Annotated in this window: 19 protein-coding genes; 12 read left to right on the top strand and 7 right to left on the bottom strand. The window is 37.7% G+C overall.

Going from position 1 to position 24,972, the window contains the following annotated elements; translation table 11 throughout:
- The first annotated feature begins 157 nt into the window (after window positions 1-157).
- The 6 genes from gss (at window position 158) to QMA08_RS03905 (ending at window position 9,937) form a co-directional block, all read left to right on the top strand.
- Complete coding sequence (gss, locus tag QMA08_RS03930; RefSeq protein ID WP_290173745.1) at window positions 158-2,026, top strand: bifunctional glutathionylspermidine amidase/synthase; 1,869 nt, start codon at window positions 158-160, stop codon at window positions 2,024-2,026.
- A gap of 135 nt (window positions 2,027-2,161) precedes the next feature.
- Window positions 2,162-2,530 carry a DUF2237 domain-containing protein gene (locus QMA08_RS03925; protein WP_024595436.1) on the top strand — a complete coding sequence of 123 codons (369 nt, stop codon included), beginning with the start codon at window positions 2,162-2,164 and terminating at the stop codon, window positions 2,528-2,530.
- 236 nt (window positions 2,531-2,766) lie between these two features.
- On the top strand, window positions 2,767-3,291 hold the full coding sequence (dps, locus tag QMA08_RS03920; protein WP_200219960.1) for a DNA starvation/stationary phase protection protein Dps: 525 nt from the start codon (window positions 2,767-2,769) through the stop codon (window positions 3,289-3,291).
- Between the two features lie 609 nt (window positions 3,292-3,900).
- Window positions 3,901-6,840 (top strand): TonB-dependent receptor, encoded by a 2,940-nt coding sequence (locus QMA08_RS03915; protein ID WP_290173744.1) that lies wholly within the window; start codon window positions 3,901-3,903, stop codon window positions 6,838-6,840.
- Window positions 6,841-7,149: 309 nt separating this feature from the next.
- On the top strand, window positions 7,150-7,941 hold the full coding sequence (locus tag QMA08_RS03910) for a hypothetical protein (protein WP_290173743.1): 792 nt from the start codon (window positions 7,150-7,152) through the stop codon (window positions 7,939-7,941).
- A gap of 256 nt (window positions 7,942-8,197) precedes the next feature.
- Window positions 8,198-9,937 (top strand): SulP family inorganic anion transporter, encoded by a 1,740-nt coding sequence (locus tag QMA08_RS03905; protein WP_290173742.1) that lies wholly within the window; start codon window positions 8,198-8,200, stop codon window positions 9,935-9,937.
- 52 nt (window positions 9,938-9,989) lie between these two features.
- Here QMA08_RS03905 and QMA08_RS03900 read toward each other — a convergent pair whose 3' ends face one another.
- Window positions 9,990-10,667: a glutathione S-transferase family protein gene (locus tag QMA08_RS03900; protein WP_278382790.1), complete on the bottom strand. Its 678-nt coding sequence runs from the start codon at window positions 10,665-10,667 to the stop codon at window positions 9,990-9,992.
- A gap of 317 nt (window positions 10,668-10,984) precedes the next feature.
- Window positions 10,985-14,056, bottom strand: a complete 3,072-nt coding sequence (locus QMA08_RS03895) for a S8 family serine peptidase (protein ID WP_290173741.1) — start codon at window positions 14,054-14,056, stop codon at window positions 10,985-10,987.
- A gap of 635 nt (window positions 14,057-14,691) precedes the next feature.
- Between QMA08_RS03895 and QMA08_RS03890 the strand changes: the two genes are divergently transcribed.
- The 5 genes from QMA08_RS03890 (at window position 14,692) to QMA08_RS03870 (ending at window position 20,498) form a co-directional block, all read left to right on the top strand.
- Window positions 14,692-15,462 (top strand): DUF1223 domain-containing protein, encoded by a 771-nt coding sequence (locus QMA08_RS03890; protein WP_290173740.1) that lies wholly within the window; start codon window positions 14,692-14,694, stop codon window positions 15,460-15,462.
- Between the two features lie 306 nt (window positions 15,463-15,768).
- Entirely contained in the window at window positions 15,769-16,449 is a 681-nt protein-coding gene (locus QMA08_RS03885) for a CsgG/HfaB family protein (RefSeq protein ID WP_008165259.1), read from the top strand.
- Window positions 16,449-16,796, top strand: a complete 348-nt coding sequence (locus tag QMA08_RS03880; RefSeq protein WP_008165258.1) for a DUF4810 domain-containing protein — start codon at window positions 16,449-16,451, stop codon at window positions 16,794-16,796. The genes QMA08_RS03885 and QMA08_RS03880 overlap by 1 nt, the downstream gene beginning before the upstream one ends.
- Window position 16,797: 1 nt before the next feature.
- Window positions 16,798-17,475, top strand: coding sequence for a DUF799 domain-containing protein (locus tag QMA08_RS03875; protein WP_165743139.1), 678 nt, complete (start codon window positions 16,798-16,800; stop codon window positions 17,473-17,475).
- A 314-nt stretch (window positions 17,476-17,789) separates the two neighbouring features.
- Complete coding sequence (locus QMA08_RS03870) at window positions 17,790-20,498, top strand: VCBS repeat-containing protein (RefSeq protein WP_290173739.1); 2,709 nt, start codon at window positions 17,790-17,792, stop codon at window positions 20,496-20,498.
- 100 nt (window positions 20,499-20,598) lie between these two features.
- Here the strand turns inward: QMA08_RS03870 and QMA08_RS03865 are convergent, their stop codons facing one another.
- Window positions 20,599-20,943: a hypothetical protein gene (locus tag QMA08_RS03865; protein WP_244958612.1), complete on the bottom strand. Its 345-nt coding sequence runs from the start codon at window positions 20,941-20,943 to the stop codon at window positions 20,599-20,601.
- A gap of 146 nt (window positions 20,944-21,089) precedes the next feature.
- Here QMA08_RS03865 and QMA08_RS03860 point away from each other — a divergent pair, with 146 nt between their 5' ends.
- A complete protein-coding gene (locus tag QMA08_RS03860) occupies window positions 21,090-22,448 on the top strand; it encodes a serine hydrolase domain-containing protein (RefSeq protein WP_290173738.1) in 1,359 nt (452 codons plus the stop codon).
- 58 nt (window positions 22,449-22,506) lie between these two features.
- Here QMA08_RS03860 and QMA08_RS03855 read toward each other — a convergent pair whose 3' ends face one another.
- From QMA08_RS03855 to QMA08_RS03840, 4 genes are all read right to left on the bottom strand, one after another.
- A complete protein-coding gene (locus tag QMA08_RS03855; protein WP_024596327.1) occupies window positions 22,507-22,848 on the bottom strand; it encodes a YajD family HNH nuclease in 342 nt (113 codons plus the stop codon).
- A 37-nt stretch (window positions 22,849-22,885) separates the two neighbouring features.
- Complete coding sequence (locus QMA08_RS03850) at window positions 22,886-23,821, bottom strand: hypothetical protein (RefSeq protein WP_002958046.1); 936 nt, start codon at window positions 23,819-23,821, stop codon at window positions 22,886-22,888.
- A gap of 112 nt (window positions 23,822-23,933) precedes the next feature.
- A complete protein-coding gene (locus tag QMA08_RS03845; RefSeq protein WP_290173737.1) occupies window positions 23,934-24,521 on the bottom strand; it encodes an acyl carrier protein phosphodiesterase in 588 nt (195 codons plus the stop codon).
- 213 nt (window positions 24,522-24,734) lie between these two features.
- A complete protein-coding gene (locus QMA08_RS03840) occupies window positions 24,735-24,968 on the bottom strand; it encodes a ChaB family protein (protein WP_039485228.1) in 234 nt (77 codons plus the stop codon).
- Window positions 24,969-24,972 lie beyond the last annotated feature (4 nt).

Below are 24,972 nucleotides of genomic sequence, written 5' to 3'. Positions count from 1 at the left end.
CTACTGCTTTTAAAACTATGGATTAATAAAATATAATTTTAAGCCCTATTTAGCACCAATATTTAATTAAAGATTATACCCAGTAATATCTTGCTATAACGCAGTTTGACTCATATAGTCAGCAAATTATCACACCTTATTTTGAACATCTTTGTTTATGAAAGCTTCTGCTCCTGCTAGTGATTTTGGTACTTTATTAGGTTATGCACCTGGTAATGTTGCTGTTTACTCATCTGATTATGATACGGCTGACGAAAGCATTTATCCTAATCGTAGCGCCTATCGTAGTTACCTAGACGGTATTTACATGGGCTATAAATGGCAATGCGTTGAATTTGCCCGAAGATGGATGTACCTCAACCATGGTTATATTTTTGATGACATAGCCATGGCTTACGATATTTTTGAGCTGCGTTCAGTACGCGAGGTAAATAGCCAAAATAGACTGCCACTAAACGCGTTTAAAAATGGTGCTAAACATCACCCTCAAGTAGGTAGTTTACTGATATGGGAAGAAGGCGGCGAGTTTGAAGAAACAGGCCATGTTGCTGTCGTTGTTGAAGTGCATGAAGATAAAATACGCCTTGCTGAGCAAAATGTAGGGCATCAAATATGGCCAACAAATCAAAACTGGTGCCGTGAATTAAAAGCAAAAGTAACTAAAGATGGCGACTATTGGATTGAGTGCTCTTACAGCGACGCCACTATTTTAGGTTGGATGACACAAACTGATGAAACAGAATATGCTGAGCCAACGTCTGAGCTAAACACTGATTTATTTATTATAGAAGCCCATAAAGCAGTAGATACAGGCCAAGCAAACAAGTCATGGTTAAATATTGCGAATGACGATGAAGCTGCCTACGTAGAAATGATGCAAGGCCATAAACTTACATCCGTAGATGAGGATCAACATAATTACTTTGCAATATCTCAAACGGCGCAGCAAAGCATTGAGCATGCAACAAATGAGCTGCATGGCTTATTTATGCATGCAACCGACTATGTATTGCAGCACCCTGAGTTATTAAAAAAGTTTAATTTACCCGATGTTGTGCTTAATAAAATTCGCCAATCGTGGGATAACCGCTTAAACCAATTAATAACCAGCCGGTTTGACTTTGCCTTAACAGCAGCAGGTTTAAAAGTTTACGAATACAATTGCGATTCGGCATCGTGTTACATGGAAAGCGGCAAAGTTCAGGGTAAATGGGCAAAACACTTTGGCGTTAAAACAGGTGTAGATGCAGGCCAAAATTTATTTAAAGATCTCGTAAAAGCATGGCGTAAAAGTGAGGTAAAAGGTCTTGTTCATATTCTGCAAGATGATGAACCAGAAGAACATTACCACGCATTATTTATGAAAGAAGCTATTGAAGCCGCAGGCTTTGAATGTAAGTTAGTAATTGGATTAAGCACACTTAGCTGGAATGAGTCAGGCAACATAGTAGATGCAGATGGCGCACAACTGAGTTATGTATGGAAAACCTGGTCGTGGGAAACCGCACTTGATCAAATTCGTGAAGAGTGTGAAGCCGACCAATCATTAGGTGATAACTTTGAACCACAATTCAAAGCTGGTGAAACGCCGCGCTTAGTCGATGTATTACTGCGTAAAAACGTGATGGTGTTTGAACCGCTGTGGACATTAATTCCAAGTAACAAGGCTATTTTGCCAATACTGTGGAGCTTATTCCCTAATCATAAGTATTTACTTAATACCGCGTTTGAGCTTAACGACGAGTTATTACAAACCGGATATGTAGTTAAACCAATAGTGGGACGCTGTGGCGCTAATATTCAACTCGTTGATGAGCAGCAGCAAGTTATAGAAAAAACAATGGGGCACTTTGCCGAGCAAGACCAAATATATCAACAGCTATTTGCACTGCCCAAAGTAGATGATTACTTTGTACAAATATGTAGTTTTACAGCCGCCGGAAAATACTCTGGTGGTGGCGTACGTGTTGATAAAAGCATGATCATAAACGGCCATAGCGATTGTATGGCGCTGCGTATTAAATAATAAACAATACTAAGCCCGCAATTTGCTGCGGGCTTAAGTTTGTGTAGCCCTTCCCTCTTTTAAATTTTATAGCTATCTCGAGCGAGTTACTCCTGATAGAGTAAATTTATTAAACACCACAAATTAAGGTATTTCATGGCGAATCAATTTAATGTACTCGGCACACGCTTAAAACTATGTTGCGGTAATGGTGGCTACACACGTGAAGGGTTTTGTTATGTACCAGAATCAGATCTTGGCAATCACAGTGTGTGTGCAATTATGACTGATGAGTTTTTACAATTTTCAAAATCACAAGGTAACGATTTAATAACCCCGAACCCTCTTTACGATTTTGAAGGTTTAAAAGCCGGTGATAAATGGTGCTTGTGTGCGCTAAGATGGCTTCATGCTATTTCAGCAAACGTTGCGCCACCGGTGGTACTTGAAGCCACAAATAAAAAATCATTAGAAATAGTGCCGCTCGATGTTTTAAAAGCGCACGAATATATAGCCAACGTTTAAATACACTTAAGCGTTATTAAATTAAAGTCTGCAGATTTTACAAATGTATGCAGGCTTTTCAAAAACTCAATCCCCCCTCCAGCCTCTAAAACCTTAAATATAAACATAACATCTTATTTTTAAACAACTTTTAAAATAAATCAACTTACGGCATAACAGTTGCTTCATTAAGTTTAAGTCATGCTCATAACGCAGCATATTATATGAGCAACACATTACTTAATGTAGGAGAAATTATGAGTAACAATAACGAATCAAACAAAACAACTAAATTTACCGCGCCAGGTATGAGTGACGAATCAGCTCAAAAAACAATAGCTACACTCGATAACCGCATGGTTGCATTGATAGATTTACAGCTTACTTTAAAGCATATTCACTGGAACGTAGTGGGACCTAATTTTATTGGCGTACATGAAATGATAGACCCGCAAGTAGACATTGTACGCGAAATGACAGATACAATTGCAGAGCGAATTGCGACACTTGGTGCAGTACCTGTTGGCACACCAAAATCAATTGTAGATCGCCGTACTTGGGACGAATACCCTGTAGGCAAAGGTTTAGTAACCGAACATTTGGCTGCGCTTGATAAAGTATATAACGGCGTTAATGCCGATCACCGTAAAGCAATCGAGACCCTTTCTGAGCTAGATCCGGTCTCTGAAGATATGATCACCAGCCAACTAGCCGATTTAGAGCAATTTCAGTGGTTCATACGAGCACATTTAGAATCATCTACAGGCGAATTACAGAGCTAATACATCTAAAGTAAGAAAGCCCAGCATTATTATGCTGGGCTTTTTTTTGCGTAAAAATCTATTTATCACTACCTAGCTTATCGCCCCCACCCCAGCTAGTACAAAATCAATATAAAAACAATAGAAAATTGGTATTACCAAAATGATTTTTAATTATTTTAACCTCTCCACTATTTCGCAAATTTATAAATCATTTCGAACTTTTAATGGTCGCTCTTCCAATTCAATATCACTTAAAAAGTAAACTAAACACGTATAAAAGTACGGCATAAAATTTAAAAATAGTACTAACAAATGTATTAAATAGTACAAATAATATATAAAAATGCCTTTGGTAAAGATACTTCAATAAAATTCATTCAAAATACAAAAAATAAAAACACGCTATAAGCCATTAAATTTATTAAATATAAGCAAAATAAAAGAGGTTTTTGTAATACACATTGTGAAATTTTGGTAAACAAAGGTTGTAAATAAAGTTGAATTGGATTAATTTCAACCATACCACCTGTATGACACACTACAGGAAAGTAACAGTTAAATTGGTTAACCAAACCAAGTAACAACACACACACAATGACGCAAGTCGTACCCAAACGGGAGAGATACATGAAACTCAATCAAATTACTTCAACATTAATTAATAAACATAAAAGAAGTAGCTCTACAGCAATCAGTGCCGCAGCCCTTTTACTAATGGCTTCTTCAAATATTGCAGCGCAAGAGGCTCCCGCAGCTTCAGAAACGGCAGCTGCAGACATCGAAGTAATTGAAGTAAAAGGCATGCTAGGTAGTATGAAAGCCGCCGCTATGCTTAAGCGTACTGACGGACGTATTGTAGATGCAATTGTTGCTGAAGACATTGGTAAGTTACCTGATAATAATATTGCAGAAGCACTGCAACGTATTACTGGCGTATCTATTAATACCGATTTTGGTGTGGGTGACAGTGTTTCTATTCGTGGCTTACCTCAAAACCGTGTTGAATTAAATGGTCGCTCTACTATTGGTGACTCTCGTGACGGCATTAGCTTGCAAGATTACCCATCAAGCTTCTTAAAAACAGTAGAAGTAGTTAAGTCTCCTACTGCCGATATGATTGAGGGTGCATTAGGCGGAACAGTTAGTTTAAAGACAGTTCGCCCATTAGAGTTAGATAAATTAACAGGCGCAGTTTCATTAGATGGCGAATACGCTGATAAAACAGAAAAAGTAGCACCTATTTTTAGTGGTTCAATTGGTAACAACTGGGACTTTGACGAAATGGGTACCTTTGGTGCCATTGCTATGTTTTCATTCCAAGATCGCGAAATTCGCCAAGATGAAACATCTAGCCGTGTTAAACCTCAAGATATCGAAATTAATGGCCAAGAAGGTAATACACCTAGTGGCAACGCTATCGTAAGAGACGAGCACAGTGTTGAACAATATGTAGAACAACGTAAACGAACTGCTGTAAATTTATCTCTTCAATGGGCACCACAATCTGGCAATGGCATGGTGTATCTTGATTTAAGCGGCACAAAGCGCTCAGGTGAACAAGCTGGTAACTCTATTTTAGGTGTCGCAGGTTCGTTATCAACAGATGCAAATACAACTCAAGATGCTAACGGCGTAAATAATTACACGTTAACAAACGAGTTTGGTATTCCTAAAACATACAGTGACTTTCGTGAAACTGACTCGTTTTCAAATGCACTTGGTGCAGAGTGGAACCTTACTGACAGCATCAAAATCTCTGGTGAAATTGCAGTAGCATCATCAGAAAGCGTAAGACCTGACTCTGAATTTACACTTCGCCCAATCGAAAAATCAACATTTGAAGCAAGTGGCGGAACTCAGCTAACAAATCATTTATATGATGGTGCATTCTCGCAAGACGGTAATAAATTACCAAGCATCATTCATTCAGATCCTAATGCATTTACTGACCCACAAAACTTAGCACTTCGTACGTTTAAAAGTGAAGATAGAAGAACAGACAATGACGAAACAGCTATTCGTTTTGATGTTGAAATGTTTGAGCCACTCAGCAGCTTAAGCTGGGTATCTAAAGTAAAAGCGGGTGTACGTGTTACTAACCGCGATTACGAATATGAGCAATACAAAGTAGAAATTAAAGACATTTATAAAAATGCATTTAACGACTCAGACGGTTCGTTAGCCACTTTATGGGTTGATGACTACAACGCTGCTTTTTCAAATAGCTTTACAACAGTTAGCCACGACAACTCTTTTGACCAACTAGGTCATTCGGGACAAAACGACCTACTAACCTTTTTAAGCTACAACGGTTTATCTAACCCGGCCAATACTTACGCTCAGCTTCAGCAGTTACTTGCAGGTACTAACTTGGCGTCAACAGGTAGCCTTTCAGATAACCAAGAGTTCCAAGAAAGCGCATACCGCAACGTAGTTGAAGATACAGCTGCCGTGTATATATCAGCCTACTTAGACTTTGATAACATCACTGCAATTGTGGGTGGTCGTTATGTAACTACAGATTTAGAATCAAGCGTATTTCTTAATGGCGAAAAAGTAACTGGCGACAATGACTACAGCGACTTTTTACCAAGCTTAAACGTAACGTATAACTACTCAGACGAAACATTATTCCGCTTTGCTGCTGCAAAAGTTATGCGCCGCGCTGACTTTAGCGAACTAAGCCCTGCATTTGACGTTAATAACGACATTACAGGTGCAACGCAAGGCTCTATTGATTTAGAACCATATCGTGCAACGCAATACGACTTATCTGTAGAGCATTACTTTGACCAAGGTAACGTAATTTCTTTCGCAGTATTTTATAAAGATGTTGAATCTTTCTTAAGTAACGAAAGTAGCTGTGTAGCGGCATCAAGCACTTCAACAGGCCAAAACGTAACTCAATGGAACCAAGTATGTCAGCTTGACGTTGCAGGTGTTTCACAAGATAACCTAGTTTACTCGGATGCAACTGACTTCCCAGTAGATGCTGATGGCTTCAACCATGTTGCAGGCTTACGTGACGCAGGACTAACGGGTATCGATACTGTTAAAAATGTAAATGGTGAAAACGGCTCAGTACAAGGTTTTGAAGTTGGTTATCAACAGTTCTTTACAGACCTACCTGGTGCATTTTCTGGCTTAGGCATTAACGCAAACTACACATACGCAGACAGCGAGCAACCAAACGGTAACCCGTTATTAGATATTTCTAAAAATACGTATAACTTACAAGTATTTTGGGAATACGAAGGTTTCTCTACTCGTCTAGCTTATAACTACCGTGACAGTTTCTTAGATACTGAAAACGAGAAACGTGTAGAAAATATTAACTCAGACGGCAGTATTTCAGCAGAAGGTACTGTTTACGGTAATAACTACCGTGACGACCGCGGCCAGTTAGACTTCTCAGCAAGTTGGGATATTAACGAAAACGTGACCTTAGTAGGTAATGCGACCAACTTAACGGGCGAGCCTTCTATTTACCTATCTGAACTAGGTGGTGCTTGGAAGTACACTGAAGCGGATCGCCGTTACAGCTTTGGTATTCGCGCTAAATTTTAATTTTCCCTAGAAACTAAAGCCTGCTTTTATGCAGGCTTTTTTACGTCTACAAAAAAGTGGCACTTGTGTTAAAACATCGCACAATTTTTATAACTAAATATTTATTTAAAGCAATAAAATTATCATTGAATAATACTCCAAACTAAAATTTAGATACCGCGTAAACAATATCAACCTCCCGCACTTCACTTTTAGCGCACAAACTAAGCACCATACATTGCACTAAAAACCAGCAACCTTGCAGCTTGGTTATAAAATGTCTAGTATTCTAAAGCCGTACTTATAATTGGTACGAAAAAAGGATTAACAATGTCTCTAAAATACATAACAACAATATCAATCACATTATCATTACTATTATTAACAGCATGCGGCTCTGGGGGAAGTAAAACAAAAGAGGCTGAAAGCATTGAAATACCACAATCAAAAGCGGTTATTAATAACAGTCCCTTAAGTGACTACAAAATAATTATCTATGGTAATAGCCATAGTTCACAGTTAGGGGGCTTATTAGAAATAATTATTACAAACCAGTTACCTAGCACTTCAGTCAAAATAACGACTGTTAGTGGTCGATTTTTAGATGGAATAGTCGCAGTAAATGCGAATGTCGATAAATTAAAAAGTGATAACTGGAGTCATGCAATTTTTCAAGGCCAAAAGTACTCACAATCAGGTTCGACTGACTACCCTACAAGTGCAACTGAGCGATTAATCTCGAACGCAAAAGAGCATAAAATTACACCTATTTTATTTCCAGAGCATCCTCAAAAAGGGGATCCCGCAGAAGCAAAGCAGGTTTACGACCTCCATTTAGCAATCAGTCAAAAACAACCTAGCTGCATAGCGCCTGTTGGCTTTGTATGGAATAGAGTATTAGAAATAATGCCTAGTATAAACCTTCATAGTGCCGACGGTAATCATGCATCCTATGCTGGGAATGTCCTTACAGCGATGACCTTTTATCAAATCATTACCTCGGAATTAACAGACACAATGCCATTTATTCCTGCTATAGATTTAACACAGCAAGAACAAGCCTTATTTGGACAAGTAGTAACAGAGGTGCTTGAGTTATATCCGGCATGTGGTGCTAAATAATCTTAAAAAATTTAAAACTAGATTTTAGATTTAGTGATTTCCTGAGGTGCTCAATATCAGTACATTAATACTACGCACATAAGCTGATTAAAAGACACCTCAGGAAAATTCAATTTTCACTTTTTTGCCAAATTATAAATTTAATATCTTGATAAATAATCACCTGCAATTTATTAAAATAACACCCACCTAGCTATACTTATTTGAATATTAAATTTACTATCAAAACGTTGTAACTATTAGCAGGAAAACTAAAGTGCTGTCGCGTTTATATAATTTTATGCCCGGTTTAAATACATTGCTGCACTATGAACGCCAATGGTTTGCTGATGATGTAAGGGCGGCGCTATCAGTAGCTGCAGTGGCTTTACCTGTTGCCATTGCTTACGCACAACTAACCGGTGTTAACGCCGCCGTAGGGTTATATTCTTGCATACTGCCAATGATGCTATATGCACTTTTTGGTACTTCAAAACAATTAATAGTCGGCCCTGATGCCGCAACCTGCGCCGTTATCGCCGCTGTAGTAACACCTCTTGCTGCAGGTGACAGCTTTAAGCATTGGCAACTTGTTGTCACCATGACCGCTATGACCGGCTTTTGGTGCTTTATAGCCAGTAAATTTAAGTTAGGTGTATTAGCCGACTTTTTATCTAAACCTATTTTAATAGGCTTACTAAACGGCGTAGCCATCACTATTATTGTTGGTCAATTTTCTAAAGTATTTGGTTTTACTTTTGATGAGCGCTACTTACTTGAACGCCTCGGTGGTGTGCCCACATACCTAGCGAAAACACACGTTCCCACCTTATTAATGGCTTTATTTACACTGGCGGTTTACTTTGCCATGAAGCGCATAAGACCCACGTGGCCTGCATCTATGTTTGCTATTGCTTTTGGTGCGCTTTTGGTATGGATTTTTGATTTAAAACAATTTGATATAAAAACCATTGGCACCGTAACTGGCGGGCTTCCCGTTTTTAATACCCCTGTTTTTGATTTAGGGATTATTCGTGAGCTAGTGGTACCCGCACTTAACTTAGCCATCGTGAGCTTTGTTAGTATGATGCTAACTGCCCGCAGCTTTGCTGCTAAAAATGGCTACGACATAGACGCCGATAAAGAATTTAGAGCGTTAGGTATTGCCAATATAGCGTCAGCTCTTTCGCAAGGTTTTGCCGTCAGTGGCGCCGACTCACGCACCGCTGTTAACGATGCAGCAGGTGGTAAAACACAGTTAGTATCAATAATAGCAGCGGCCATTATTGCGCTCATAGCTGTATTTTTAACAGCCCCACTTGAATTTATTCCAAGCGCAGCGCTAGGTATTGTACTTATTATTGCCTCTGTACACTTACTCGATTTAAAAGCTGTTTGGCAATTAAAACGAAAAGACAAACAGGCATTTTATCTCGCCTCAGCCACCTTACTTGCGGTGTTATTTATTGGCGTTATACCAGGGATCACACTTGCTGTATTACTGGGGTTATTTCAATTTATTCGCACTGTAATGCGCCCAACCGACAATATACTCGGCGTAGATGTTAACGGTGTAGTAAGAAGTTTAGACGCCACAGATAAAGCAAAAGCGGTGCAAGGCGTTTTTATTTACCGCTTTAATTCACCTTTAACTTACTTTAATGCCAGCTACTTTAAACGCAGATTACTTGAGCAATACGCAAGACAAAAAGACGACACCCAATGTGTAATAATTGACGCTGTGCCCTGCTTTACTCACTTAGATTTAAGTGTAATGGCCATGCTTGCAGATCTCGACGTTATATTTAAAAAGCGTGATATAAGGCTTGAGCTTGCAGGTAGAAAACGCCAGTTACTTTCGTGGTTTGATATTGCAGGAATGAAGTCTGGAAAAGAAGGTATATATATTCACTCAGACTTATACATCGCCCTAAAAAGAAATAGCGTAAGCCTGCATATACAAGAAGTTAGCTTGTTTAAGTCAGACGAAAATAAAGAACCGCTCACACAGCAATAAAATACAATAAGCAGATCAGCTAACTGATCTGCTGTTTAGCATTAAGTACTTTTTATACTTTTGGGTAATTTGATGGGAAAAACGCTTTTTTAGCGTCTTCATCAAACTCTTTTTTAAAGGCTATATCAGTACCAATTGCGCGTGCGCGTGCAACCGCTGGGCGGCTATCAATGCTTTCAAACCAACGCTTAAGATTTGGGTACGGTGCTAAACCCTCTTCACCTAATACAACCGTTGCTTTATCAATCCAGCCCCATGCAGATACATCAGCAATGGTATATGTATCACCCACAATAAAGTCACGACCTTCAAGGTGAGTATCAAGTACTTCGTAATGGCGCTGCGCTTCACGTAAATAACGATTAACCGCGTAATCAAGCCCTTCTGGCGCCATGTGTCTAAAGTGAACACTTTGCCCTGAATATGGACCTAAACCCGATGCGATAAACATTAACCACGACAGCATTTCTGCGCGGTCATCGCTCTTGCCTTCAAGCTTCCCATACTTTTCAGAAAGGTACATTAAAATAGCATTCGAATCGAACACACGCGTTTCACCATCAACAATTGCTGGCGCTTTAGCGTTTGGATTAATTGCTTTAAATTCAGGTGTATGTTGCTCACCTTTTAAAGTATCAAGAGGAACAAGTTCAAACGGTAAGCCTGTTTCTTCTAAAAAGAGCGCAACCTTCATTGGGTTAGGAGTATGGTGAAAATAAAATTTAATCATGTAAAGTTCCTCAATAATTGAGCAATGATTAAAGCACAACTTGAGCGGGTGTTCAAATTAAGTTTTAACTAAGTAAAATACACAGTTAAAACGTGATTTAATTGTGAGTATTTCGTGATACTTCAATCGTAAAAATCACTTATGCTAAAGAAAAAATAAACTTTTGTAAGAAGTAATATGCTTAAAAATCAATTGCAGAAGCAACAAACTAAAAGTATGGCAAGTATTAGCACTACTCATATTTGGCCCATTAAATAAAAAGCCGATATTGAGCAACGCTCAATATCGGCTTTATTAATCATTTAATTTTGTCTAAATTAATCGGCTAAAGTTGGAACTGTAATAGGAATTACAACCCTTCTTACAACTGCGCTACCATCACCTCTTATCCAAAGTATCACTTCGTAATTTAATTCCTCAAGAGAGGCATTTTTAATCCCTTTCAAATTAATTTCAAAGGTCACTTCTTCATTTGGTTTAACGTTCTCAATTAATACAGGGGTAATAGTTTCAACCCACTGCTCTCCTGAAATCACTTCAATTGAGAGATCGATTTCTTTTAAAGCCTCATCAAGAGCTGAAGAAATAGCCGCTGCAATTTCGTTACTATCATACGACAATAAAAATGTTTGTCCTTTGGTAGCTAACACAATTGAATCTAAATCATCTGTAGCTAAGCCAATTGAGCCGCTTTGCAATCCAAATACAGTCACACCTTTTTCTTGTAATACATTGATGACCTCAGTTTTGCCCGCACCCGGGTAATTCTCATCTATATCTGAATCATGAAATGGCGCGTCTGTCGCTAATAAAATAACTTTTAAAGCACCTTCACGCCAACCAATATTCATAGGTTCAATATCACCTAAACTAGTATAATTTCCATCGTTGTCTATATCTCTACCAGCTCCAGTTACAGCTTGGTACAAACCTTCTAACTGTGATTCTTGATAATCATTACCTGAATAAATGGTTAAATTATTGATTCCTGTTTTTGCGGCATCTATATCTGTAGTCACCGACTGTAATAAATAGAACGCTTCATCACCATCGTATTCATGGCCGTATCCATCAATAGGAAAGTCTGAGAAAGCAGAAACCCCAAAAGCAACATTAATTCCACGACCAGATAAGTTTTCTAATATATTGTCAGCTTGCTCTTTTAAGCTGGCTATATCATCAGTATAACTACCGCTAACATCAATTAAAAACATGACATCAATTGCTGTCACAGTAGTTTCAGGTAAGGTAAAGCTTAACTGCGAAGTAGTTTTATCCCCTTTAGGTAAAGCAATTGGAGCCTTAACATCTAAAACAGAATCAACAGTTAAATCGGCTGTTTGTATTGCAGAGTGAATATTTAGTAACTGCGTAGGACCGGTTGTGCCTAGAGCTTTTGACTCTTCAGAAAGCGTTAAATTAGAAGATGTAGCAACTAAAATATCTTTAATCTCCGCTGCTTTTAATGAACTATTAATTCCTTTCACAATCCCTGCAGAGCCTGTTACTAAAGCAGCTGAAAATGATGTACCTACGCCTAAGCTACCATCAGTATTCCCCCACCCCATTTGATCACCAGGAGCCGCAATATTTACGACGTTACCCATACGTGTAAAATCAGTTTCTTTATCATCTGCATCTGTTGCCGCTACAATCAATGTATTTGTTTGCCAAGCATCTTGGGCGATATCATTGATATCAACTAAAAGTTGATCATCATTTTTTTCACAGTTATTACCAGCCGAATAAACTAGTAATACATCTTTTTCTTTTGCGTATTCCACTAAGTTAGTTTGTTGTAGACGCCAATTTCTATTACTTTTTAATCTAACTTGTGAGTCGTCAGCACAAGTGCTTGTATCACCCCAAGATATATTTACAATGCTCGCACCGCTATCTATAGTCGCCTTAGTTCCTGCTATTAAATCTGTTATATAAGTTTTAATAGGAGATTCAGATGAACACTCTTCAGTAGTTGATCCATCCTTACAACGCTTAACATAAATATCGGTATGTATTAAGTTGGCACTGTGATCAACACCATACACAGCAATGCCTTCACTCGTGTTATGTCCTGCAATAAAGCTAGATACCCACAACCCATGAGAACTATCAGTTTCTGTATCATCACCTTCAACAACACCAAATTGGCCATTCTCTTGTGCGCGAAGACGAGTTAAGCGAGAACTTTCAATGCTAATTTGTCCTGCACCTATACCGGTATCAACAACACCTAATGTCACTGGCGCTAAAGTACGTTCTTGTAATGCATCCCATGCTTTATCTGCGGCTACAGCTTTAACCCAATAATCTCCAGAAAAAAGAGGCTCATCAGTGCTTTCCTCTGCAATATATTGTATTACAGTGTTTTTATTTTTGATTACATGATTATAATTACTAATCAGACTTAAGTTTTTTGACTCTATAACAGTATTTAAACCTGCATGCCTAACGCCGCCCATTTCCCCAATTTTTGTTATCAAGCTATTTTCAGAAGCGCCTTCTCTAACTCTTATCTGTAATACTTTTAATGCATCATCAAAACTTGCGATTCCAGCATCATTATTACTAATCTCATCAAAAACAGCTTCTAATTCAGCTTCTGTAACATCATCGTTTAAATGTACTAATACTTCATTCAGCGCTGCTTCAACGGTTTGCCCATCTATAACAATATTTTCACTACCACCAGGTATAGACATAACACTTGCGGCAACATTAGTCACATCAACAAAAACACTACTTGTAGCTGTTTGACCATCATTATCAGTCACTGTTAAGTCAAAAGTTAACGTTGTATCAAAATCAACTTCTGGAGCAATAAATTTTAAAGAATCATTAGTTAAGTTATCAATTTCAATGATAATGCCGTCAGTTTGTTGCCAAGCATACGACACTATTGAGCCATTAGAATCTTCTGCTATGCTTGTAATTTCTACTTCTGTATTTTCTTCAACAGTGACTCTTTCGTTTAAGCTCAATGTTGGTTCTACTAGTACATTTTTAATAGTAATTGAAATAGAGTCAGATGCAGTCAAACCACCATCATCAGTAGCAACTAATTCAAATACAACAACTTGCTCTTCATCTACTTCTGGCGCTGTAAAAGAAAGGGTGTTTGTATCTAAGCCGCTAAGCTCTAAATCAATCCCAGAGGTTTGCTGCCATGCATAGCTTGCTATTGTACCGGTTGAGTCTTCAGCTGTTCCTGTAAATGAAATAGATTGATTTTCATCTACGATAAGGTCAGCTCCTGCATTTACTGAAGGTGCTGTATTGGCTACTACTTTAGGTGTTTCACTAGTACTAGATGGGTCTTTATCACTGCCACACGCAGTTAAAATAGAGGTTGCGATTAAACACAATGCAAAGCACTTTGTCTTTTTCATTTAATAAATCCTTTTGAAATTTACTGATTTTTAGTAAATCAAACATCCGTTTAAACTAAAATCGGGTGTTTTGACCCAATAAAAAGTTATACTGAAACCTTATTTTAACTAAATGACACTTAAAGGCAACAATTAAAAACCAAATAAAACAACAGGATAGCAACTTAAGCAACACAATACCGTACCACTTATCAGAACAATAAAAAAATAAAACACAAATAATTAACTTAATTAAAATAATAAAACGAAGCGATACTTCCTAAAACAACTCACTCCCCCCTTATTTCTAGATAAAAAAGGCTAAAAAACTAATTAGCATAATATTTATTAGGTAAATATAGCCTTGATAAATATCGCAACTTTTATTGCCAATAACTAAATAAAAACTCAAAATTTGATAACCTCTATATAAAAAAAACACTTACACACTAAAGGTTGACGCTTTTAACTAACAAACCATCAAATTAAGTATAATATTTCCTAAAAATAAAATTTAGTCATGTAAAGTATTTCAATAATTGAGCAGCTAAATAAAATACACAGTTAAAACGTGATTTAATTGTGAGTATTTCGTGATACTTCATTCGTAAATATCATTTATGCTGAATGCAATATCAGCCTTTGCGAGAAGTAACATGCCTTTTAAAGCAATATCCCGTCCATTTTTAATCTCACTTGTTGGGTTAATAATTTTTTGCTTTCAAAGCCAAGCTGCTGAGCAAGTAACTATTTCCAGTACAGCTAATCCGACTACCTTTTTAGAGCTTTACACATCGCAAGGTTGCAGTAGCTGCCCACCAGCAGAGCGCTGGATTTCAACGTTTACAGATGATGAAAAACTATGGACTGATTTAATCCCTATTAATTTTCATGTTACTTATTGGGATTATTTAGGATGGAAAGACCCGTTTGCCTCTGCTGTTTTTAGTAAAACACAACGCACTTATAAGGCACTTGGTAAAAGTAGGATTGTAGCTACTCCAGGATTTATGGTTAACGGCAAAGGGTGGCAAGGTTGGTTTTATAAACAAGCTATTCCTGTAGCTAAAGCCCGTTATTTAGGTAATTTAAAAGCGACTATAAACAACAGTAAAATTAATCTCGAATACGATACTGTTAATACCGAAGATAATACTAACCAAAACTTAATAGCCCATGTAGCTCTGCTAGGCTTTGGCATAGAAACACAAATACACAGCGGCGAAAACGCAGGCCATAAGTTAAAACACGACTTTGTTGTTATTGGCTACGAGCAAAGTGACATGCAGACCGAGCAGCAATTATCATTAACTGACTTAACCATGCCTCGCGCTAAAAAAATATCGCCAACAAAGCAAGCCTTAGTGTTTTGGGTATCTAAAAAAGGCGACCCTACTCCACTACAAGTTGCAGCCGATTGGTTTTAAAAATTAAAGTTAATTGAATAAAATTACTAATTAACAACTCAGCGCGCAATAAATGTCCTTGTATATCAACTATAGAAAAAGGCTTTCAATAATTTAAAAACTAATGAATTAGCATTGTTATTACAAAAAACTTATTCTTTTTTATTGTGTGCATCTGTATAAAACATAAATAACATTGTATTTACATCGACTTTTGTTTATAAAGTAAGTTGAATGGACTCTTGAAATAAGTAATTGACTTATAAGTATAAAAATCAAGCGCCTATCAATAAAAACTTCTGCAATTATCTATATGGACAAAAATTTATGCGAATTAACCAAAGCCACATTAAAACAATTGTAATCGCTGCAATTACAGCTTCGTCTTTAGCTGGGTGTGCTACAACATCATCAAAAGTAGTAGAAACACCAACTGTTGCTAGCTATAACACAACCTACTCAGGTACAAAAAGCAAACTAGTCGTAGGTCAGTTTGTAAACCGTTCGAGCTTTCAAAATGGTATATTTTCATCAGGCCAAGACCGTTTAGGCAGCCAAGCAAAAACAACACTAATGAGCCACTTACAACAAACAAATCGCTTTAGTGTGCTTGATCGCGACAATATGGCAGCCCTTGCAGAAGAAGCAAAGTTAACAGGTACAAAACAAGTTCTTAGCGGTGCTAAATTTGTTGTAACTGGTGATGTAACAGAGTTTGGCCGTAAAGCCATTGGTGATCGCCAGCTTTTTGGTTTATTGGGTAAAGGTAAATCGCAAATTGCTTATGCTAAAGTAACGCTTAATGTTGTTGATGTTACTACGTCAGAAGTTATTTATTCAGTGCAAGGGGCTGGTGAATACAGCCTATCAGAACGTGAAGTTATTGGTTTTGGTAGCACAGCTTCATACGATGCCACATTAAATGGCAAAGTACTTGACCTAGCTATTCGCGAAGTCGTTAACAAGTTAGTTACTGGTCTTGAAGCTGGCCAATGGGGCAATAAATAATGAAAAAGCTAATTACCTTAGCATTTGTTTGTATAGCCCTAACGGGTTGTAACTCAACGAAAGAACCTATTTACTATTACGGTGACTATAGCACTGCCGTATACGCCTATTTAAAAGCAGATGACGTAACAGCCGAAGAGCAAATTAGTATGCTTGAGCAAATTATTGCCGATGCCGCAAACAAAAGTAAGAATGTTGCACCTGGCCTACATGCTCACCTAGGTATGCTGTACTTTGAAACGGGTAATCCTTCATTAGGCACTACTCACTTCGAAACTGAGAAATCACTTTTCCCAGAATCAGTTCATTACATCGACTTCCTTCTAAAATCTGCGAAAGGCGCTTAATATGCTTAATTTAAAATCATACACAGCGATCGCATTAGTCGCATTACTCGCTGGTTGTGTTTCACCTCCACCAGCACATGACTACACAGCATTTAAACAAGCAGACCCTCACTCAGTTATTATTTTACCTCCGCTAAATAATACACCTGAAGTAATTGCACCATACAGTGTGATGACTCAAATGGTCGCGCCTATAGCTGAGTCGGGTTTTTATGTTTTTCCTGTAGCTTTAGTTGATCAAACCTTTAAAGGTAATGGCCTCACTGTTGCAAGCGACGTACACCAAGTACCGGCGAATAAATTACATGAAATTTTTGGTGCAGACTCTGCGCTTTACATCACTATTGAAGAATACGGCACTAGCTATGTTGTAATTTCTAGCGAAACAGCTGTAACTGTGTCAGCCTCACTAGTTGATTTACGCACTGGCGAGCAATTATGGCAAGGCAAAGCAAGAGCCTCTTCAGCTGAACAACAAAGTAATGGCGGTGGTGGCCTTGTAGGTATGCTTGTTATTGCAGCAATCAATCAAATTGCTGAAACGGTAACCGATAAAGGCTTTGAAATCGCAGCAATGACTTCAACACGCTTACTTTCTTCAGATGTTTACAACGGCTTATTATATGGACCTCGTTCACCTAATTATGGCCAACCAGCACCAAGCGAAAAGAAAAAATAAACTTTATAATTACTAATCTATTCTAGAGTTTTAAAAGGCCGTACTACCAAGTAGTAACCGGCCTTTTTTTTGGATGCTCAATTAGTACCGGCTATGCGCAACAGCCGTACGACTATTAATTATCTCAAACCAACCACTTTAGCAGTCGTTCAATTTACTTATGTTTACAAATAATTATGATTTAACTAGATTTACTGATTATTTTTATTCACAATTCATTCACTTTTATACATTAGTTATGCTCAGCGTCATGGCTAATCTTATATTTCAGTTTATTTATATGGCTTACCAAAGCTCAGATTAAGGAAGATGTAATGCGAAAGCTACTCTCTGTAATATTTTTATCAACGAGCTTCATTTCCGGTTGCGGTGGCGGTGGCGGGGGTGAAGACGCCCCAAACTCCGCTGTACTTGCTGTTAATGAAACATCAAAATCAATTAGTGCCACTTGGTTTTACGAGTACCCAAATAAATGCTTAGAAACATTTCAGTTTAATACAGATGGTAGTTTCGAAATCAATTCTAATCAGTCGAATGTAACCGGTAGCTACTCATTTGATGCATCTGTTGATAGCGGTGAACGTCACTCATTAACCCTAAGCTTTGAGCAACAAAATCAAGGGTATGACTGTGAAAGTTCTTTTGATTATATTGTTGGGGCTAACCTTGAGCTATTTGCTAGTTTTCCTAACGAACAACAAATGCAATGGTATGAATCAGGCGCTGGCGGCAGTGCTATTTTTACACTTGATAGAGCAATAACGTTGTCTTTATCAAGCGCACCTACTGAAGCAAAAGCAGGCGAAGAAGTTACATTCAATGTAAATAAAGATGCTGAGTCAGACACCCCAGTCGAGTTATTATACGGACCCACTGGAATGACGGTATCAAGCAAAGGGGAAGTAAAATGGACCCCACTATTGCCTATGATAACGCAACAAAATACGGTTAAATTTGCTTTTACATCTGATAGAACCCTTGAGCCATTAGTTAGTGAAATAAATGTAACAATACAAAACTTTAAAGCACCTACAATGCGAAAGGATATTGAGCTCACCCATATATCTAACGGTATGCAAATTGGTAACTTCATTGGCGATGAAAATAACGAAATGTTGGTGCTTGATAAATTAGGTGGACTGTCTGTTATATCTCAAAAAAGCGATGGATTCGAATCAATTTACAGCTACCCATACTCTTTTGGCGGTAATCAGAATGAAATGCGCCTATCTGTATTTAAAGAAGATAATGGCGCAAACAATACCTTTGTAGGAACAAATAATAATATCTATCAAGTAAGTGGTTTTACACAGCCCCCTCGCAGTGTATTTTCGACAAATAAAACTATCCACAATTTTATGGTAAAAAATATTGATAGTGATAGCGAATCCGAATTAATCGTAATTTTTGGTGAAAGCTATAGCGCTAAAGAAGCTGTTGTTTACGACAATAATTTTCAAACAGAGCTTTTTAGCTTTTCTCTAGAGGGAGATTCTCCTATTGAAATAGCTGTTGCCAATATCGATAGCGACACATCATTAGAATTAATACTCTCAAACGGTGAAATTTTTGATATCCAAAGTGCTAGCAGTCAATGGTTTAACGCTGACGGCTTTGGCCCAATTATGGCAACGGGCGACGTAAATAGCGATGGTATAGATGAGATCATTAGCACTGAAGGATGGAATTCGATAACAGTATGGAATGCTAATGATCGCTCTCAAATCCTAACTATTAATAATCAGGATAATTGTTCTGTAGCCACAGCAAATATAGATAACGACCCAGCCGATGAGATAATAATTGGCGACTGCCAATGGGGTCAAGTTCACGCCTACGATATTATTGATAATACCCATGCAGAGCTGTGGACACTGCCACTTATAGATCATGGCAGCGCTGCGATGGTTGTTGGCGATATTAATAATGATGGTAAAGAAGAAATTGTTTGGGGGACAGGCTTAAGCAGTTCAGGTAAAGATATACTAGTAGTCGCTGGTATTACTCCAAATCCCGAAATTTTATGGCATAACGCAAATAGAGAATCACCTTCACAATACGATTCCTATATTGCAGCTGGGTGGGCAAATATAAGCCCTGAAAAAGAGGCGGCAGTTTATATAATTCCTAGTACAAATAGTGGCTATATTCGCCCTCGATACTTAACTATGAATGAAGATGGTGAAGTTACACCTAATTATAATAGCTCATCAAATATTCTCGAAGCAGCCCTAGCAGCAATAGGTGATATAGATTCAGACAATTATGATGAATTATTTATATTTGGAACTCGCAATTACTCTCCTTCCCTAAACGTAATTGAATTAGAGTCTGATATTTCTAAATGGCAAGTAACGACAGAAGATGACTCTTCTAATTATAATGCTTTAGAGGTTACTGATATTAATAACGATGGCTATGACGATGCATTAATAGCCACATATGAAACACTTACCGTACACGACATTAGTAACAATAATATTCTAGCTACATGGACAGCTAGCAGTGCCATCACCTCAATTACTGCCACAACAAGTACTTTAGGGGAAAAATTAGTAATACTAAGTACTCGAGATAGCCTAACAACTCTTACCTTTGAGAATAATAAACTGAGCATGCGCTCCAGTTCAGTAAACTCAGAGGAATGTAAGAGTCTTTATGCACAACCTCAAACGGATAGTGTTTTATGTTTTTCTCCTGAATACTCATATCAGGGTAATTTAGTTACTTTTTCATTAGACTTAGAACTATTACTAAAAGCTCGAATTAATGGTGAAGTAACAGGCCTAATACAATTACCTGATTCTGATAATGTATTAATAACCACAAACTCAAGTGACAATAATTATTATTCACAATCAAGTCTTATCTCTGAAGTTAGTACAAAGACAGGTGATATTGTATGGCAAGGCTACCCATTAGCGGGAGAAGTAATGGGTAACTCAATAAAATTTGGCAAAATAGGTAAAGATACAGTGCCACTAGTTTTTGGCACTAATGTTGGAATGTTTTTAACTCATTAATTTAAATTAAAGGGCTACTTGTGGTTTATTAAAAATAATAAACCACAAGTATGCGCGAGAAAGTAGAGATAATTTAGTTTTGACTAAATAAACATGAGGTTTAAAAACTAAAATTAATAGCAACAGAAAAAATAGTTTTTATAATAATACTAACTAAAAAAGCCACCATAAAAAACATAGCAAATGCTGAAACAGCCCCGCCACCGGTATACCCTGCTTTAGCTTTTTCCACCATCAATACATAAATTCCTAACCCTACGCTTACCTTAAACCATAGCCAGTAATCGTTGCTAAAAAGAGGAATTGCAGCAAAACCTATTATGGGCACTAATATTTTGCCCTCTTCGTTTTTGTGTAATAAATAAAAAGCCATAATCGCAATATAAAATAGAGCCGTTATATCAGGCATATAAATAACTTCCTTGTAAGAAAATAATAAAACCAATAAACGCAGCGATTATACCTATTACTGAGTCCCTATAAAATCTGATAATTGTGTTTACTTTTTAGCTGTGCAATATTAATTCACTAATAAGTACAAGGATTGCTAAACCTATTTACAGGTTTGGTATAAAAACTAAAAGGATGAATATGATTAAGCCATTTTACGCTAGCTGTTTGTTAGCCCTCTTGCTATTAACACCCAGCCTTGTAAAAGCAAACCCGACGGCCTCGCAGTATCAGGAAATTCTTAACGAGAGCCTAGTTGAAAACGAGCCTGGGGTATCGGTAATTATAAGCAAAAATGGCAAAGTACTTTTTAAAGGAGCGCGCGGGCTTGCCAACCTCGAACATAACATTGCACTTAATGAGCAAAGCGTTTTACGTTTAGGTTCTATTTCAAAACAATTTACTGCAGCTGCAATTATGATGTTGCAAGAGCAAGGTAAGCTAGCGGTTACCGATGATATTCATAAGTATGTTGCAAGCTTTCCTACTGAAGGCAACCTCGTCACAATCGAAAACTTATTAACCCACACCTCAGGCATGGCCAACTACACAGATGACGACGATCTCTTTGATAAAGAAATACAAGTACCCACCAGCGTTGACGATACACTCAAGAGATTTGCCAAACACCCAATGGTGTTTAAACCCGGCGAAGCGATGGCTTATTCAAATACCGGCTATTCACTGCTTGGTAAAATAATTGAAGTGGCAAGTGGCCAGTCTTACAAAGACTTTATTGAACAACACATATTTAAAAAGCTAAAAATGAACCAGAGTAGTTATGAAGGGCAAGAACTTGTTGCCCATCGCGCATCTGGCTATGAGCAAACAGAGCAAGGATTTATCAACACCAGCTACATTAATATGGATTGGCCTTATGCCGCAGGTGCGCTTATATCTACCCCAACCGACTTAAACATTTGGTTTAATGCACTATCGTCTGGCAAGCTTATTAGTAAAGCAAGTTATGAGAAGATGGTCAGCCCTTTTAAACTTAACGACGGCAGCTTTTCATCCTATGGTTACGGATTAATTATTAAGCCTTTGAATGAATACACCGTAATTAAACACACTGGCGGAATAAATGGCTTTTTAGCACATGCACGCTATATTCCAGAGCAAAAGCTATATGTTGCAGTACTGGCTAATTCAAACCACATAAACCCTATTTTTATCAACGAAAAACTCACAGCCAAAGCACTGGGTATTGCGCTCCCCGAGTTTAAAAAAGCAGATGTAACAGCGCAGCAGTTAGCGCCCGTATTGGGTGATTACCGTATTGATAAAAACACCTTACGCAGCCTAATTTTTGAAAATGACGTTTTGTACTCTAAGCGCACCGGTGGCGATAAAACAAAACTTATTACGATGTCTAAAAATAGCTTTTACTATCCTAATTCAAACAATTACTTAGTAATAGAAAAAGATAGTCAAGGCCAATTAGTAATGAAGTATTTTAGTGGATTATCAACAACGCCCACTGAGGCGATTAAAATTTAGCGACAAGTTTGAGCGAGGCACAAAATGCTTCGCTCTTGTTAAATAGCTCTCTCTAAAGCTACTTTGATTTACTAAGCATCGCTTTTAAATCGGCAAATGGAGAATGTGTTGCAGCCTCAACTTTTCGCTCTGTAGTCGACCCGCCATACATAATATGTTCGTGGTATTTATTGTGCTCATTGTCGTGGCAATAAATACACAATAACTCCCAGTTACTGCCATCCTCTGGATTATTACTATGGTTATGATCTATATGATGCACCGTTAACTCTCGTAAATTAGAGTACTCAAACTCACGGGCACAACGCCCGCATACCCAAGGGTATAATCTTAAGGCTTTAATTCGGTAACCTTCCTCTTGCTTCACATAAGCCTGAGGTACTGCGTTATTCTTACTCATAGTATTCCTGGTAAATTTACTATTTCGGTGATCATTACTAAAAAAACTTAATTACTGACAAATCACCAAAAGAAGTATCTATATGCCGGCCTGTTTGCTCCCACGCGCGTAGTACGACCATAAGTTTTTTATTGTCGGAAGTCCAAGAAATTCCACCGCCGTATGCTTCAACTTTTTCGGCGCCCGAATCTTTTAACCCCAACCCAGGGTTTGTGTTTTGAATATGCCCTTTACCTACTTTGTATTCAGCAAATACGTGAACATTATGCGGTAACGAAAATGATAAAAGCGAGCCAATACTCGCCCCGTACGAATTAGAAATTAACTTAGTGACCTGTGGTGCAGACGAATTTAAAAAATCAGCCTGAAACACAATATTATCTTTATTCTCAAGAGATACATGCTTGAAAGACCACGCGCCAACAATACTTAACGACATATCAAATTTGTTACTTAGCTTTGGCCTATTAAGAAAAAAATGCTCAAACAAAGACGCTTTATTATTGAAGGTATAAAAGTTGTGTTGGCCAGATAGCTCAAACTTGGTTGAACGTGTATTTTGCGAGAAAATTTGATCAGTTTGATTGCTGCTTAAATTGCTAGCCGTGCTTTGCAGCCCTTCAAGCGTTTGATAGTTAAATGTGATTTTAGAATTTTTAAATTTTCTATACGAGAGCAGTATATCTTGTGTTTTTGTTTCAACATCATCTTCAAAAATATCGGCTGAGTAACCAATTTCAATGTCGTTAATATCAAAAAACACACCCACACGCTGGTTATTTATGGGCTCTAACGAAAACAGTGTTTTTTGATTACTCCCAGCCAAGTCGTCGTATATTAGCGCGTGGCTAGTGCTTGGGTTTGAAATAGTGGTTCGTACCGATTTTAAGTCGAAGTCAAAAGCTAATACAGAACCAGATAGAAATGCCGATAAAACGGCAAAGCCCACAATAACCAAGTAATTGCGATTCATTAAAAACACTCAAAAATTAATTTGTATTAGAGTAGCGTTTTTTTCACCTTAACTTATCACAAAAGATTAACAATTTATGAAAACTTTAAATAAAGTTCTTTATCTAACTTTTTTAAGTGCTTTCAAGACTAAACTCATTCACATGCTTAACCAGCTCCGGAAAAAACGTTAAAAACACGTTTTCTAATTCATTGTAGTTACGCTTTATATCATCAGCCGCGCCCGCAAAAGTGTTCGTAAAACGAATGCGTTTGGCTATGTTATCGAGCGCAAGCCCTACTCCCTCAACGGTTTCGTACTCTTTAAACCAATCGTTTTTAGTCATACTTGTTACAACGTGCTGCATTCGCGCTGGCATAACAGGTATGCGATTATTCAAAAGCTGATAGCTGGTGTACTTAAAATCACTTAAAGGTTGCTTGCTAAATCGCTGCCAATGCACAATTAAAAAATGATCAAACACCACATCAATAGCCACACCAGCAAAGCGTTTACGCTCAGGTGAAAAGTATTGTTTAGCGTGTTTTACTTCGCGGTGAGAGTCGGTAAATTTATCAACTAAATAATGGTTATCGAGGCCATTTTTAACTGTGTTTGGTAAGTGCTTTACATGTCTTTTTCCACCAAAGTCACCCAACAGGTTCCCAAAGTGAGAATCGGCTGTGGGCTGCGCTAAATAAAGATGAGCTAAATAATTCAAAGTGTTCTCTGATTGGCTAATACAAATAAATAATAACGCAAGTTTAAACTAAACTCACATTCGTGTTTAAAGCAGTACTTATGGTTTTGCTTACCAGTTTTTACTCAAACAGACTGCAAAGTATTGTATAAACATCGCAACTATAAAACGAGTATATAAAAAGCCGCTATATCAGCTATGGCGGCTTTTTAATGCTTAAGCTTTGTTGTTAGTTTAGTTACTCGACTTTACCCAATTTCCATTATCATTTTTACTATAACTATTTTTAACCGCCGACCAAGCTACTTTGTGCGCTGTTGTTTCGCGGTCATCATCGTTTTTTCTATCGCTAGGGTCCTTATAGGTATCCCACGCACTATTAAACGCCTCTTGATATATCTCTTGAGCATGTTTAGGTAAGTTACTTTTTACCGACTCAGGTAGTTCATCACGATTTTTATATGGCATAACT

The organism is Pseudoalteromonas sp. APC 3355 (assembly GCF_030407615.1).
GTDB classification, from domain to species: Bacteria; Pseudomonadota; Gammaproteobacteria; order Enterobacterales; family Alteromonadaceae; genus Pseudoalteromonas; species Pseudoalteromonas distincta.
The sequence above is the reverse complement of the archived record's forward strand: the minus strand, read 5'-3'. Positions and strand labels throughout refer to the sequence as shown.